Here is a 13,750-nt window from a genome sequence, read left to right as displayed (position 1 = left end):
ATGCACACTATCGCCAATGCCGGGCATGTGCTGATCATCCACGAGGTCGAGGACTACCCGAAGTGGAAGGCGGTTTTCGATGCCGCGCAAGACATCCGGCGTAACGCGGGTGAGATCGACTATCACCTGCTGCGCGCAAACAGCAACGACCGCAAAATCGTTCACTTTTCCCGCTGGCGTTCGCTGGAGGCTGCAAGAGTGTTCTTTGAATCCGAGGCTTTGGTCAGGATCCGCCGTGAAGCGGGCGTGAAGGCGCCCGAGTTCCTGTATCTGCACCAGATCGAACTTGGCACCCTTTGATCAAGCGTTTCAGGAGTTTGCGCCATGACGGCCTATGTCCATATCAATCTGCGGGTCATCGACCCTGCCAGACAAGCGAGTCTCGCCCCCCGGTTTCAAGCTGCGCTGGAACGGGCCGGGGGGCGGATCGTGCATTTCGGGCCTGTTGAGGATCATCTGGAAGGCGATGTGGCACCCTTGCCTCTGGCCGGGGTCTTCGCGTTCAGAACGCTCGACGACGCCCGCGCCTTCTATCAGTCGGCAGACTATGCCCCGATCAAGGCAGAGCGGCAGGAGGCGCAGGACGCCCGGATGTTCATTGTGAATTGCCCCTGATCCCCTGCGCCGAAACGCTCGGGGCCATGGTCGTCAGGATCAGGCGCGCTGTCTCGGCGGCGGCCTCGGCATAGGCCGGATCACGATGCACCAGCATGGTTGAAAACACACCGTCCATCAGCAGCGCAATGCTGCGCGCCGCCAGATCGGGCTGGCCAATGCCCGCCGCCGCGTATTCCGTGGCAAGCCATTGTTCGAACTTCTTTTTATGTGCCGATCCGATGGCCATGGCCGGATGGCCCGGCATGTTCGCAAGCTCTGCCGCTGTTCGCAGAAAGCCACAGCCTTTCCATTTCGGGTGGCGCGCATTTCTGGCCAGATGCAGAAAGATGGCGGCGGTCTTGTCGGCAACCGTGCCCGGCGCTTCTGCAAACCACAGGGCGAAAAGCGCCAGATTGGGTTGATCGCGCGATGTCAGATAGGCCGCGATCAGGTCATCCTTGCTTGTGAAATGATAGTAGAGGGTTTTCTTTGTCACCCCCGCCTTCTCGGCCACGGCATCGACGCTGACGGCGCGGATGCCTTCGCCATAGAACAGGTGATTTGCCGCATTGATGATACGGTCGCGCGTGGTCGGGATGGGTTGGTCGGACATGTATACTTACCAGTGAGTTTCCTAACGCTGTCACGTCTTCTAGCCTTCAGTCAATGCCAACAGGAAAGGTGGAACCGATGACTGAAACTGTCTTGATGAAGGTGGAGGGCGATATTGCGGTGCTGACGCTCAACCGGCCGGAAAAGCTCAATGCGCTGAACTACCGGATGGTGGATCGGTTGCTGTCGCTTCTGGATCTGATCGAAGAAGATCCCGCGATCCGGGTGGTGATCCTGACCGGGGCAGGCGAGCGCGCCTTTTCGGCGGGAGGGGATATCCCCGAGTTCTCCGAAAGCATCAAACGGGGGGCCGAGGTCGCGGTGAAGGCGTTCGTCCGGCGGGGGCAGACGATGACGGCCCGGATGGAGGCCTTCGGCAAACCGATCATTGCCGCCGTGAATGGCATCGCCTTTGGCGGTGGCTGCGAGATCACCGAAGCTGTTCATCTGGCCATTGCCTCGGACTGCGCCCTTTTCGCCAAGCCTGAAATCAACATCGGCATTCCACCGACCTTTGGCGGCACCCAGCGGCTGCCGCGTCTGGCCGGTCGCAAACGCGCGCTGGAGCTTTTGTTGACCGGCGACAGCTTTGGCCCGGAGCGGGCCTATGAGCTGGGTCTGGTCAATCAGGTGGTGCCGCATCAGGATCTGTTGCCGCAGTCCTTTGCGCTGGCCCGGCGGATCATCCGCCATTCCCCGCTTGCCGCGCATCGGATCATCTCTGCCGTCACCCGCGGCCTGAACACAACCATCGCAGAGGGATTGACCATTGAAAGCGAGCAATTCGCGCGCATGGCGGTGACGCAGGACACGCGCGAGGGGCTGGATGCCTGGATCGCCCGCCGCACGCCGGTCTATTCCGGCTCTTGAGGTTGCTCCCCTGGTGCGGGGCAATCTCGCACCAGGCCGTCGCCGCCGTTTGCATCCAGCGCATGTCGGCGCCGCAAAAACTCGACATATTTCGGCACGACCTGCGGCATGAACGTCTCTCCTGCCGCAGCTCGTGAGACACCGAAAACCTGCCCCGGAAAGTCGAGGTCTTTTTGAATGTCCCAGATTTCCTCGCGCTGGTCGGGCGGCAGGATTCTGGCCGGATCTCCGACGGCCACCCAGCCGATCGGCACCATGGTCCCCGGCGCAAGACAACTGCGCAGATGCACCACCGCATTGATGCGGATCTCTGACCTGTCGCCGATCACGGCACCGTTGAACACCGTGGCACCCGTGGCGATGAAACATTCCCGCCCCACCCGGCAGCCGTTCAGGACGGCGCGCGGGCCGATCAGCGAATATTCGGCGATGTCGAGCGCAAAGCCCCGGATGCCGCGCAGCACGGCGTTTTCCATGATCACGCAGTTGCCGGCGATCCGCACCGGCCCGCTTTCGGCGACTATCACCGCGCCAAACCCGACCGAGGTGTTTGGCCCGATCTCAACGTCACCACTGATGACCGCGTTCGGGGCGATCCGTGCGGTTGGATCTATGCGGGGGCTGCGATGGGCATCACTCAAAATCATGGATCACCTCTTGTCTTGTGGACCGTTGATCCTGCCTCTCGCAGGGACACCCCGACACGAGACACAGGGCATAACACCGCTATTTCGCACCGGCCTTGGGTTCTGCAATGGCGGCATGATCCACCAGGTTCCAAGGAAGTCCCGCATTGCGATAGATGCGTTTGTTCAGGCGCGGATAGTCGGCAACATCCTGCGCGAGCCGCTGACCAACCACAATGCAGCGCAAGCGCACAGAGCCGGTATTGCAGATCGAATGGGCCAGCCCGCCTTTCGGATAGCCCAGAAAATCACCCGGACCGACCGCAAACGCGGCGTCCCCGATATACGCAGTGGCATGGCCTTCCAGAACATAAACGCATTCATCCTCGTGGTAATGCACATGATGCTCTGTCGTCTCATGCCCGGGGTCAACTTCGATGATGTGAAAGCCGAGGCCGGTCAGGCCGGTGCGATCCCCGAGGGATTTGTTGATGCGCACCGCATTGGGATTGAGGAAATGGGTCTTGTGTAGGCCCTCCATATTCTCGATCTGGTCGGCAGTGAGCAGGTGGTCAGACGGGTGCATGGATCTGTCCTTTTGTATCCGTGGCTTGATGTTCTCCAGCCGCCTCAGCGCCCGAAGACCGCCGTGATCGAGGCGCGGGCGAGGCTGCCGCTGTTGGTATAATAGCCGACCATCGCGCCCGAGGCGGTTTCATCCAGCGGCAGGGCCGCTTGCGGCATGGCATAGACCGTAAAGACATAGTGATGCGGTTCATCGCCGACGGGCGGGCAGAAGCCGCCAAAATCGTTTCGCGAAAAGTCGTTCCGCGCGGCGATGGCACCAGAGGGCAGCGGATGTTCAGGGCTGCCACTGCCTTCGGGCAGGCTGGTGATCTCTGCCGGGATGTTGAACACCGACCAGTGCCACCAGCCCGAGCCTGTCGGCGCGTCGGGGTCATAGGCGGTCACGACAAAGCTTTGTGTGCCTTCGGGCGCGCCATCCCAGGACAGGGAGGGGGCCATATTGCTGCCCGCACAGCCAAACCCGTCCAGAACCTGATCGGTCGTCACGATCTGCCCGTCGGCAATATCGGCAGACATCAGGGTCATGTCGGCACGGGCAGGCGGGGCGTATGCGTGTGCCAGCAGGGTCAGGGCAATCACGGCGGGACGGCGGGGCATCTTCGTCATCGGGGTCTCCTGTTGCGAATACCCCCTGATCCTAGGCTGATCACCCCTGCTCTGCGGTGCCGCTCGGGTCTTTGACTGTGCCGATCCGCTCAATCCCCGTGCGGGCAGGCTGGGTTGGGCTGCGGATGGCCGAAGGGCTGACCCCGAACCGCGCCTTGAAGCGCACGGCAAAGCGCGAGGCAGAGGCATAACCCACCTCAAGCGCAATGCGATTTATCGCAAGATCCGAGGTTTGCAGCAGGCCCAGAGCATGGGTCATCCGCACATCAACCAGCAGATCGCCAAAACTCGTGCCATCTGCCGCAAGCCGCCGGCGCAGCGTAGCTTCGCTGACCGCCAAGGCCCGGGCGGCGTCCGCGGAACGCCAGGGCGTATCCGGGTCTTGCGACAGGGCAGATCGCAGTCTGTTGGTCAGCGACACCGGCCGCACCGGACCAAAGCCGATGCCCTCTTCTCCAAGCCACAGCAAGACCTCGCGCACCGCATGGTTGCGCAGCCGGTCTGGCGTCAACGGATCCTCCAGCACCGTCAGCGCCCTTTCGAACGCAGCGAGGGCGCGGTCATGGCGGGTCGTCTTGCAGGGGTCGCCGTCGGGCAGGGCCTCTTTCCGCAAGCTGTCCAGAACACTCTCTGCCGGGATCAGCAGGCTGGCGGCATAGGGCCCGGTCAAAGACGGCTGGTTTTCAATCGTCAGCGGCACATGCGCGGGCAGCACCCCGATCGAGGCCGGGGTGATCGTGACCTGCCGTGTGCCTTGCTGCACCCGTTTCGTGCCCGCGCGCACAAGGATCACCGCCGGGTATTGCGAGACGAGGGCACGGAAAAGTGCCGTGCTTGACTGGCGGATATGAAAGGTGGACGAGCTGGCCATGCCGCGAGCGTAGCACGGATGCCCAACGCGCTGAAGTGCGCAGCCGAATGCGGGCGGCGGCAAGGGGCACCCAAGCCCCTCAGGTTATTGCCGCTTGCGACACAGCCGCACTTCGGGATCGAGCCGGGCCAGTTCCCGGCCGCTGATGACGTGCATCTCATTGCCGCCGCGCAGGTGCCGCCATTCCGCAGCATAGCGCCTGCGCACCTCGCCCCGATAGAAATCGCCCAGCCTCATATCCAGCTGCATCTGGATGAACGGCACGCGCGGCAATGTGCCGTGAAAGCCGATCACGGCGCGCGGCATGACACAGGCATTGGGAAGGGTGGTGAAGATTGTGCAGGATGACAGGCACTTGCCCGCAATCCTGACGGAGTCCACCCGTGCCAGCTGTGCCCGCCGTTCGATGTAGGCGGTGACATTGCCGCCGCCATCATTGCGAATGGTGACGGTTTCCGCAGCCCCCGGACCGGTCAGCACCAGAAAGGCCAAAATAGCTGCACGCGCGATCACATCTCACCCCATCTGTTCAAGACGCAAAGCGGAAACCCCCGCCTGGATGCGACCCTAAAGCAGCCCGAGTGGGAAAGCATCTGCCGGGCTTGCGCCCCTCACCGCATCGTGACTGTCGCGCGGCCCCTGCCTTGGCCCGGGTCAGCCGGGCGGCTCGGGTGTTTCCAGCCAGATCCGCCAGCCGCCGGTGGCATTGATCTGCACGCGATACTGTCCGGGTTCGTCGATCAGGAATGCGCCAGTGCCGACGCCACCCTGATGCAGGTTCTGTACCACCGCCCCGGCGGCATCCAGCAGATAGATCACCATCACCGCATCGGTGTTTTCAAACCGCAACCGTTGCGGCTGGTCGATCTGAAAACCGGGGGTGATGTGGCTGCCATGGCCCGAAAAGGTCAGCGTGGCGGCCCCGGCGGGCAGCGCGTCATAACAGGCAAGCCGCGCTGCCGCCGCGGTCAGGGTGCGGCAGGCCCGCAGCCCGCCTGCCAGGTCCGGGGCCAGATCCGACGCCGGGGCCATGCCCGGCACGCAGGCCAGCAGGGCCGCACTCACCAGTCGACGGGGCATCCGGTGCAATTCTCCATATGCACGCCTTCCCAGATCGCATAGGGCGCGTGATTGCCCTCCAGATGCGCCTCGGCAAAATCGGCATTGTAGAATTTCGCCTCCATCATATTGGCGCTGACCAGCGTTGCCCCCACAAACCGCGCCTTCGGGGCCATCACCGCCTCCAGCGTGGCGGCGGTCAGATCGGCGCCCGAAAGATCAGCGCCCGACAGGCGGGCGTAATCCAGATTGGCCCCGGTCATCCGGGCCTTGCGCAGCTTGATGCCCTGCGCCTGGGTCATCGACAGATCGGCCCCCCGCAGATCCGCGCCGGACAGATCGGTTCCGCGCAACTCGGCGCCGAAGAAATTGGCGCGGGTCAGGATCGCGCCGCGCAGATCGGCCCCGTTGAGCTTGATCCCGCGCAGATCGGCATGGCGCAGATCGACGCCGGGGCAGACTGCACCGGGGGCAAGCGTGCAGCCATTCAGCACCAGCGGCCCCTCGCGCGGCGGATCGGAGTCAACGATGACGGGATAATCGGCTTGCTGGCCCGGAACATCCGCCAGGGCGGCGGTGGCCAGCCCGGTGCCGACCATCAGCGCAAGGGCCAGCGGCAAAAGCGGCTGTGGCATGGGAAATCCTTTCAGAACACGGAAAAAGGGGGGGGGATCGGGCGGGGCTGGGGGCCCCGCCCGACCGAAGGGATTACTGCGCCGAGGCGAGCAGCTCGTCCGGGATCTCGAACACCCAGAACGATCCCCCCTGGCTGACCTGTGTGGTCAGCGTCGCCATATCCCCGCCCCAGAGCGGCACCGCGCCGCCATAGCCCGAGGCAATGCCCAGATATTGCTTGCCATCCAGTTCCCATGTCACCGGCTGCGAGATGATGCCGGAGCCAGTCTGGAACTCCCACAGAACCTCGCCGGTTTCGGAATGGAAGGCCTTCACGAAACCATCCGAGGTGCCGGTGAACACCACATCGCCCGCCGTCGCCAGAACCCCGGCCCAGAGCGGGAACTCTTCTTTATGTTCCCATTTCTTTTCGCCGGTGGCCGGATCATAGGCGCGCAGCGTGCCGATATGGTCATCGAACAGCCGCTTGATGCGGAAGCCTTGGCCCAGATAGGCGGCCCCGGCCTGATAGGTGACATTCTCGGTCCAGTAATCTTCGGTCCAGTTGTTGGCGGGCACATAGAACAGGCCGGTTTTCTGGCTATAGGCCATCGGGTTCCAGTTCTTGCCACCGAGGAAGGGCGGCGTCACCTGAATGGTTTCACCCTTGGTTTCACCCTCTTTCGGCAGCGGCGGGCGCTGGCCTTCGTTTTCGATCGGGCGACCGGTTTCCAGATCAATGCCCTTGGCCCAGGTGATACCATCGACAAAGGGGAAGGCATTCAGCAGCGCCGTCGGGCGGTTGATCTCGCCGCCGCGCTTTGACAGCGCATCAACATCGGTCACATAGAAGAACCCGTTGCGGTCGGCATGGGCGCCGGCGCGGTGCTGTTTGCCATCCTTGTCGGTGAAGTCGAACAGCACGATTTCATTGTTGCCCGAAAAGTCCCAGGCATCATTCGGGGTGTGCTGGTAAAAGCCGATCAACTCGCCATTCGACGGATCGACATAGGCCTGACCCGAGGTATAGAGGCTGTCGCCCGGCGTGCGCGCCCAGGTGTTCCACGGCGCAGGATTGCCGGCCCCGACGATGATGGTGTTGGTTTCCACATCGAAGCTGGCCGATTGCCAGGGGGCACCGCCGCCATGGCTCCAGGCCTCGACCTTGCTGCCATCGGCATTGTTGGGCCAGCTGGGGGCCGCCGGATCGCCGGTGACCGTGCTGTCCTTGCCGTCCTTGGCCCCCATATGGCCTTCGACGAAGGGGCGCATCCAGATTTCCGCGCCAGTATCGGGATCGCGGGCGTACAGTTTGCCCACCACACCGAATTCATCGCCGGACGAGCCGTGGATCAACATGACCCGGTCCGTCTCCTTGTCCTTCACGATGGTCGGCGCGCCGGTCATCGTATAACCGACCTTGTGATCGCCGAATTTCTCGCGCCAGACCACCTTGCCGGTGTTCTTGTCCAACGCATAGATCGAGGCATCGAGCGCGCCGAAAAACACCTTGTCGCCATAGATCGCAGCACCACGGTTCACCACATCGCAGCAGGGCCGGATGTCTTCGGCCAGCCGCGCCTCGAATTTCCACAGCCGCTTGCCGGTCTTGGCATCCAGCGCCCAGATCCGGCTGTAGGATCCGGTGATATAGATCACCCCGTCATGCACGATGGCCTGTGCCTCCTGGCCGCGCTGCTTTTCATCGCCGAACGAAAAGGCCCATGCCGGGCGCAGATGTTTCACCGTTTCGGCATTGATCTGGTTCAGCGTCGAATAGCGTTGGGCATTGTTGCCCATGCCATACATCAGCACGTCATCCGTGGTCTGATGATCGTTCAGGATGTCATCCCAGGTCACATCGGCGGCAAGCGCGGGGCCTGCGCTGCCCATGCAGGCCAGTGCAAGCACACTGGCGGCGGTGAGGCTGCGAATTAGGGTCATGTCTGTCTCCTCCTTGGCGTGAATCTGTCGGGCTGGAGCCCACTTCTTGCGGTTTGGTCTTGCGGGGCCGGATCACAGCCCGCCGATGACGGGCAGGGCCGTGCGCTCGTGATCCGCCCATCGCTGCGCGACGGTGCGGATGTATTCTTCGGGATTGGCGCCAAGGGCGCGAAAGGCCGGGGCCGGGCCTGCGGCCATCGCCTCGACCGGGCTCAGGCCCAGAGCTGCGGCCTGATCGAGCCGGTCACGGGTCAGTTCCAGATACTGCCGGGTCTGCGCCAGCGCGGCCCCTGAGCGGTGAAACGGGCCATGGCCGGGCACCACCCCTGAGGTTTCCAGACCCGCCAGCCGGTCCAGCGCGCGCAGCCAGCGCGCCACATCGGCATCGGGAAAGCTGGGCGCGCGGTCCAGAAACAGCAGATCCCCCGCAATCAGCACGCCGGTCTGAACATCCTGCACCACCAGATCGGCAGCACTGTGCCCCGACAGGGCCAGCAGCCGCAGCGTGCGCCCGCCGATCACCAACTCGTCGCTCTCGATCCGCTGGCCGGGCGGGGTGGGCGTGGTGCCCGCCATCCACGGCCCGAGCAGTGCATAGAGCGAGGCGGCATAGTCGGGCGCGGATCTGCGGCACAGATCGCCAGTCGCGGGCAGGGCGAGGATCGGGCGGTCTGCAAAGGCGATATTGCCGAACCAGTGGTCGGGATGGTGATGGGTGTTGATTACACGCGCCACCCCGCCCAGCCGCTGGTCGGCAAAGGCGCGGATTTCGGCCCCCATGCGGGCGGTCGATCCGGTGTCGATGATGATGGCACCTTCGGCACTGGCCAGCAGCACGATATTGACAATCGCCCCGCCATTGCTGCGGGCAAAGCTTTCGGGCGCGCCGGTAATCATCCACAGCCCCGCGGCCACCTCCTGAGGCAGAAGGTCATAACCACGGGGCTGCGCTTGAGCGACGGCACGAGGGAGGGCAAGTGCCGTTGCCGCTGCTGCCCCGGCCACCAGCGATCGGCGGGTAAGGGAGCGAAAGCCGGTCATGTCGAAGGCTCCACCCGCCCGGACAGACGGTTGCCCATCGTATCCTGCGCATGCAGCGTGACCGGCTCCGCCGCGAGATGCGGAGGCAGCAGAAAGGTGAAAGACGGGTTCTCTTCGACGGGCTCATGCAGATCGAGCCGGGCAATCTCGGCCCCCTGCGCGTCGTGCAGCGCAAGGCTGGTCAGGTGATGGGCGGGGATGCCATCGGCGAGGCCGGTATCCTGCGGATGCCGGATGCACAGCCGCAACCGCCCGCTGTCGGGCCAGAGCCGGGCGCGCATTTCGCCGAAACCGCGTTGCCAGTCGGGCCGGGCATGCGACACCGCTGGCGCGCTGCACCCGCCCCCCAGCGCCGAAACATAGGCCGCCCCGACGTGCCAGATCTGGTCTGGCCCAGCCTGCACCGACGCCCGCAGCGCCCCGGCGGTTTCATATTTCACGCCGAAGCCCAGAAAGGGCAGCGCCCGGCCGGGGTGGAAGGTCAGGGCCTTGGAAAACGGGCTGTAATCAATCGTCACCACGATCCGGCCCACCGGGCCTGCCAGTGCCGTCGCGTCGATCACAAAGGGCACATGCGCCGAATCTTCGGCCGACAGCGGCGCCAGCACCATCACCGCCGGATCCTGCCGCCACGGCGCGCCGGGGCCAAGATGCGCCTCGCGGTGCAGCGGCCACATGCCGCTGTCGAAGGCGTCGCCGCCCACTGCGGCCCGGCCCGTGCGGGCCTGCAACACGGGTTGCGCGCCGCCGGGCAGTCGGTCTGTCAGAAGCGCGCCCATCCCGGCCTCAGTTCCGCAAGGTGGCGGCAATCAGCTCTGCCGCTGCCGGGGCCCGGGCCGGATCGGCCCGCAGGATATGTGCCGCCTGATGCAGCGCCGTCACCGACCGCGCCGCGCCCGACAGGACCGCAAAACTGTCACCCAGCGCGTCCAGCTCGGCGGCGATGGCTGTTGCATCCCCACCTGCGGCCAGCGCCTCGACCTTCGCATGGGCGGCGCTCAGCTCCGGCTGGCGGGCTGTCATCTCCTCCTGATCAGGCCGGGTTTCGATATAGGTGCGGATCGCCCAGATCGCCTCGGGGCTGAGGATATCGGCAAAGGGCGGCATCTTGACCGCGCCATTCTGCTCGTATCCCGTCAGCACCCGCGACAGATACCATTCATCGCCCCATTCGCTGGCTTCAAGGTAGCGCAGATCCGGGGCGAGCCCGCCTGCAATCGCCTCCAGCCCGTGACAGCGCGCGCAATTGCTGTTGAAGCCTTTCGCACCGATCTTGACTGCCGAGAACAGAAGATCTCCCTCTGCGGTCCGCCAGGGGTTCTCGCTGGCCATCGCCTCGCCCAGATCGGGCAGGCCTGACGTATCCACCGCTTGTGGCACCGTATCGCCATGCGCAAACGCCAGTTGCGCCGAACAGATCAACAGGGTGGCACAGGTGATGGAGAGGCGGATCATGGCGAATAGTTCCTTGAGGCGATCTTGGTCGAATTGACGGTTCGAGGTCAGAATTGGCAAAAATGTCGGGCAATCCAAATTCGCCAAAAGTCGTAGAAGGGATATCACGGTGACAGGCTCAAGATTAATTCCCGAAATAGGTGCCAAACTTTCCCGGCTATTATTGCTGTTTATTCCCGCAATGGCCTCTGGCAGCGATGCGCCGCTGTTTGATCCGGCCACCGGCTATCGGGTGGCGCAGTATCGGGCGGTGGTTCTAGCCCCGCCTGCGGGGGTGCAACAGGTCGGGGCAAAGGCGGTGCGCGATCTGGCGCAGGCCGGCGCGATCCTGCTGGATGTATTCCCGCTAAAGCATTATGAAATAGATAAAAATGGCGCATGGATCACGCCTGACAGCCATGCCAGCCTGCCCGGCGCGGTCTGGCTGCCCATCGTCGGCTGGGGCCAGTTGACCCCGGCGCAAGAGACTTATTTGCGCCAGTCGCTGGCCCAGGTCACCGCAGGCGATAAAACCCGCGCCCTTGTAGTGTTTTGCCAATTGGATTGCTGGCTCAGCTGGAATGCCAGCCGCCGTATTGCCGAATATGGCCATGATCAGGTCTTTTGGTTTTCTGGCGGTGTGGATGAATGGAATTCGGAAGGATTCCCGTTAAAATCCGTAACGCCTTATCCAATGCCGCCCGATCCGCCACGCCCCTCCACCCCCTGAAACACGCATAAAACCGGGCCGGGAAGATTTGGCATGGCCCGGCCCCGCCCGCGGCGGACCGGATGCAACCAAAGTCTTATCCGGTCCGCGCCGCCGTCATGGTAGCTATGTCCTTCAGCCGGGAGGGTTCTGGCCAAGATCCGGGAGGCGCGCATGAGCACAGTCACCTTGAAGGGGCGAATCCTGCTGTGGGTCGGCGTGGTGAATGCGCTTGTGTTCATCGCCGCCGGGGCGGTGCTGTTGCTCAACGCGAAATTCGCCGTGCGGACCGAGGTTCTGGCTGCGCGCGACAGTGCTGTGGCGCTGATCCAGTCGAGCCTCGCCGCCGGGGCGCAGACCGGGCTTGCGGGGCTGGCCCAGCCGCGCCATGTGCGCATCCTGCTGCCCGATGGCCCGGCCCCGGATGCGGCCCCAGCCACCATCGACACCGATGCCGCGCCGGACTGGTTCCTGCGCTGGGTCGCGCCCGAAATTGCTCCGGTCGAGATCATTCCGCCACAGGGTGCGGCGGGGCGTATCCTTGTTCTGGCCGAACCCCATGACGAGGCCGCCGAGGTCTGGGAGGATATGACGGCGCTCTGCGTGGTCTGGGGGCTTGCCGCGCTGGTGCAGATGGCGCTGCTGGCGCTGATCGTCGGGCAGGCGCTGCGGCCCTTGCAGCGGTTGAACAGCGTGCTGGGTGCCCTTGAGGCGGGCGATCTGTCGGCGCGGGCGGGCGGGGTCGGCACGGCAGAGCTGGCCCCGATGGCCCGGCGCATTGATGCGCTGGCCGAAACTCTGGCGATGGAACAGCAATCGCGCCGTCAGATTGCCCGCCGGTTGCTGGATGCCCGCGATTCCGAACGCCGCCAGATTGCGCGCGATCTGCATGACGAACTCGGGCCGCGGTTGTTCGGCCTGACCGTGGCCGCCGATGCCATCGCCCGCGCGGACCTGCCAGAGCAGAAACCGCATCTGGATACGATCCTGTCGCATGTCGACAGCATCCGCAGCATCAACCGCCGAGTGATGGCCGCGGTGCGGCCTGTCACCCTTGACCGGATGGCGCTGCCCGATGTGGTGCGCGATCTGGTGGGCGATCTGGTGGATCTGCACCGCAATGTGCAGATCGACCTGTCGGTCGCGCCCGATCTGCCGCAGGGCGGCGAGTCCATCGCCCTGACCATCTATCGCGCCATTCAGGAGGGCGTCACCAATGCGCTGCGCCATGGCGGGGCAGGGCATGTGCAGATCTGCCTGCAGCGCGCCCTGCATGATCAGAAGGAGGCGATCCGTCTGGTGCTGCGCGATGACGGGCGCGGGCTCGCACAGGGCTGGCGCAAGGGCAGCGGTCTGATGGGCATGGGTGAACGGGCCGAGGCGATCGGCGGCCAGTTCGGCGTGACCGACCGGCCCGGCGGCGGGGTGGAACTGGGGCTGTTGCTGCCGGTGGCCGCATGAGCACCGCCCTTGTCATCGACGATCACCCCGCGATCCATGTCGGCTGTCAGCAGATGCTGGCCGAGCAGTTCCAGACCGTGCTGGCCGCCTCTGACGGCCCCGAGGGGCTGGCGCTGGCCACGGCGCATCAGCCCGGCCTGATCCTGCTGGATCTGGCGCTGCGCGAGGTCTGGGGGCTGGATCTGGTCGCGCCGCTGAAGGTGGCCAGTCCAAGCGCGCGCATCCTGATCTTTTCGATGAATGACAAGCCGGTCTTTGCCGCCCATGCCTTGCAGCGCGGCGCGCAGGGCTTTCTGTCGAAAGAGGCGCTGCCGGCGGAATTCCGCAAGGCGATCCGCGCGGTGCTGGCCGATGACATCTATCTGGACGATGCGATGGCGCGGCGGGTGGCGCTGTTGAATGCAGCCCCCGCCCCCAAACCCGCCCCGGTGCTGAATGCGCGGGAACGGCAGATGCTGCAAATCCTCGCGCAAGGCGGCGATCTGCGTGCCGTGGCCGAAGGTCTGTCGGTCAGCTACAAGACAGCGGCCAACCTCAGCGCGCTGCTCAAGCGCAAACTGTCGGTGCAGACGCTGGCCGATCTGATCCGCGTCGGCCTGCGCGAAGAGCTGGGCTGAGCCGAAACGGGGGCTGAGGATGCAAGGAGGCTTTCGCAGATCAGAGAGATCGAAGGCAACCAGCGCCTTGCCAGGATAGATGATCGCTGCTTCACCGCCC

18 protein-coding genes are annotated in these 13,750 nt (G+C 64.4%); 6 read left to right on the top strand and 12 right to left on the bottom strand.

Annotated elements, in window-relative coordinates:
* A complete protein-coding gene (locus KM031_RS18240) occupies positions 1-300 on the top strand; it encodes an antibiotic biosynthesis monooxygenase (RefSeq protein ID WP_246567077.1) in 300 nt (99 codons plus the stop codon).
* Positions 301-324: 24 nt separating this feature from the next.
* The gene (locus KM031_RS18235; RefSeq protein WP_215505094.1) at positions 325-615 is read left to right on the top strand and encodes a DUF1330 domain-containing protein; all 291 of its coding nucleotides are present in this window, start codon (positions 325-327) and stop codon (positions 613-615) included.
* On the opposite strand, the gene KM031_RS18230 is transcribed toward KM031_RS18235, so the two are convergent.
* Complete coding sequence (locus KM031_RS18230; protein WP_246567053.1) at positions 596-1,210, bottom strand: TetR/AcrR family transcriptional regulator; 615 nt, start codon at positions 1,208-1,210, stop codon at positions 596-598. The two genes, KM031_RS18235 and KM031_RS18230, sit on opposite strands and share 20 nt — an antisense overlap.
* 77 nt (positions 1,211-1,287) lie before the next feature.
* On the opposite strand from KM031_RS18230, the gene KM031_RS18225 reads away from it, so the two are divergent.
* Complete coding sequence (locus tag KM031_RS18225; protein ID WP_215505095.1) at positions 1,288-2,079, top strand: crotonase/enoyl-CoA hydratase family protein; 792 nt, start codon at positions 1,288-1,290, stop codon at positions 2,077-2,079.
* On the opposite strand, the gene KM031_RS18220 is transcribed toward KM031_RS18225, so the two are convergent.
* From KM031_RS18220 to pedF, 11 genes are all read right to left on the bottom strand, one after another.
* Entirely contained in the window at positions 2,064-2,726 is a 663-nt protein-coding gene (locus KM031_RS18220; RefSeq protein ID WP_215505096.1) for a gamma carbonic anhydrase family protein, read from the bottom strand. The two genes, KM031_RS18225 and KM031_RS18220, sit on opposite strands and share 16 nt — an antisense overlap.
* A 79-nt stretch (positions 2,727-2,805) precedes the next feature.
* Positions 2,806-3,291, bottom strand: a complete 486-nt coding sequence (locus KM031_RS18215; RefSeq protein ID WP_215505097.1) for a cupin domain-containing protein — start codon at positions 3,289-3,291, stop codon at positions 2,806-2,808.
* Positions 3,292-3,335: 44 nt separating this feature from the next.
* Positions 3,336-3,899: a YbhB/YbcL family Raf kinase inhibitor-like protein gene (locus tag KM031_RS18210; protein WP_246567054.1), complete on the bottom strand. Its 564-nt coding sequence runs from the start codon at positions 3,897-3,899 to the stop codon at positions 3,336-3,338.
* Between the two features lie 40 nt (positions 3,900-3,939).
* On the bottom strand, positions 3,940-4,770 hold the full coding sequence (locus tag KM031_RS18205; protein ID WP_215505098.1) for a helix-turn-helix transcriptional regulator: 831 nt from the start codon (positions 4,768-4,770) through the stop codon (positions 3,940-3,942).
* Between the two features lie 84 nt (positions 4,771-4,854).
* Positions 4,855-5,283 carry a hypothetical protein gene (locus KM031_RS18200; protein WP_215505099.1) on the bottom strand — a complete coding sequence of 143 codons (429 nt, stop codon included), beginning with the start codon at positions 5,281-5,283 and terminating at the stop codon, positions 4,855-4,857.
* Between the two features lie 141 nt (positions 5,284-5,424).
* A complete protein-coding gene (locus KM031_RS18195) occupies positions 5,425-5,850 on the bottom strand; it encodes a hypothetical protein (protein WP_215505100.1) in 426 nt (141 codons plus the stop codon).
* Positions 5,832-6,464 carry a pentapeptide repeat-containing protein gene (locus KM031_RS18190; RefSeq protein WP_246567055.1) on the bottom strand — a complete coding sequence of 211 codons (633 nt, stop codon included), beginning with the start codon at positions 6,462-6,464 and terminating at the stop codon, positions 5,832-5,834. Before KM031_RS18190 ends, KM031_RS18195 begins: the two co-directional genes overlap by 19 nt.
* 73 nt (positions 6,465-6,537) lie before the next feature.
* Positions 6,538-8,388, bottom strand: coding sequence for a PQQ-dependent methanol/ethanol family dehydrogenase (locus KM031_RS18185; protein WP_215505101.1), 1,851 nt, complete (start codon positions 8,386-8,388; stop codon positions 6,538-6,540).
* 72 nt (positions 8,389-8,460) lie between these two features.
* Positions 8,461-9,429 (bottom strand): quinoprotein relay system zinc metallohydrolase 1, encoded by a 969-nt coding sequence (locus KM031_RS18180; RefSeq protein WP_215505102.1) that lies wholly within the window; start codon positions 9,427-9,429, stop codon positions 8,461-8,463.
* Complete coding sequence (locus KM031_RS18175) at positions 9,426-10,208, bottom strand: quinoprotein dehydrogenase-associated SoxYZ-like carrier (RefSeq protein WP_215505103.1); 783 nt, start codon at positions 10,206-10,208, stop codon at positions 9,426-9,428. Before KM031_RS18175 ends, KM031_RS18180 begins: the two co-directional genes overlap by 4 nt.
* A gap of 7 nt (positions 10,209-10,215) precedes the next feature.
* Positions 10,216-10,884 (bottom strand): cytochrome c-550 PedF, encoded by a 669-nt coding sequence (pedF, locus tag KM031_RS18170; RefSeq protein ID WP_215505104.1) that lies wholly within the window; start codon positions 10,882-10,884, stop codon positions 10,216-10,218.
* Positions 10,885-10,993: 109 nt separating this feature from the next.
* Between pedF and KM031_RS18165 the strand changes: the two genes are divergently transcribed.
* The 3 genes from KM031_RS18165 (at position 10,994) to KM031_RS18155 (ending at position 13,650) form a co-directional block, all read left to right on the top strand.
* Positions 10,994-11,593, top strand: coding sequence for a rhodanese-like domain-containing protein (locus KM031_RS18165; RefSeq protein WP_215505105.1), 600 nt, complete (start codon positions 10,994-10,996; stop codon positions 11,591-11,593).
* Between the two features lie 153 nt (positions 11,594-11,746).
* Positions 11,747-13,033, top strand: coding sequence for a histidine kinase (locus KM031_RS18160; RefSeq protein WP_215505106.1), 1,287 nt, complete (start codon positions 11,747-11,749; stop codon positions 13,031-13,033).
* The gene (locus KM031_RS18155) at positions 13,030-13,650 is read left to right on the top strand and encodes a response regulator transcription factor (protein WP_215505107.1); all 621 of its coding nucleotides are present in this window, start codon (positions 13,030-13,032) and stop codon (positions 13,648-13,650) included. The genes KM031_RS18160 and KM031_RS18155 overlap by 4 nt, the downstream gene beginning before the upstream one ends.
* Positions 13,651-13,750: the final 100 nt, after the last annotated feature.

It is taken from the genome of Gemmobacter fulvus (assembly GCF_018798885.1).
Taxonomy (GTDB): Bacteria; Pseudomonadota; Alphaproteobacteria; order Rhodobacterales; family Rhodobacteraceae; genus Gemmobacter; species Gemmobacter fulvus.
The sequence above is the reverse complement of the archived record's forward strand: the minus strand, read 5'-3'. Positions and strand labels throughout refer to the sequence as shown.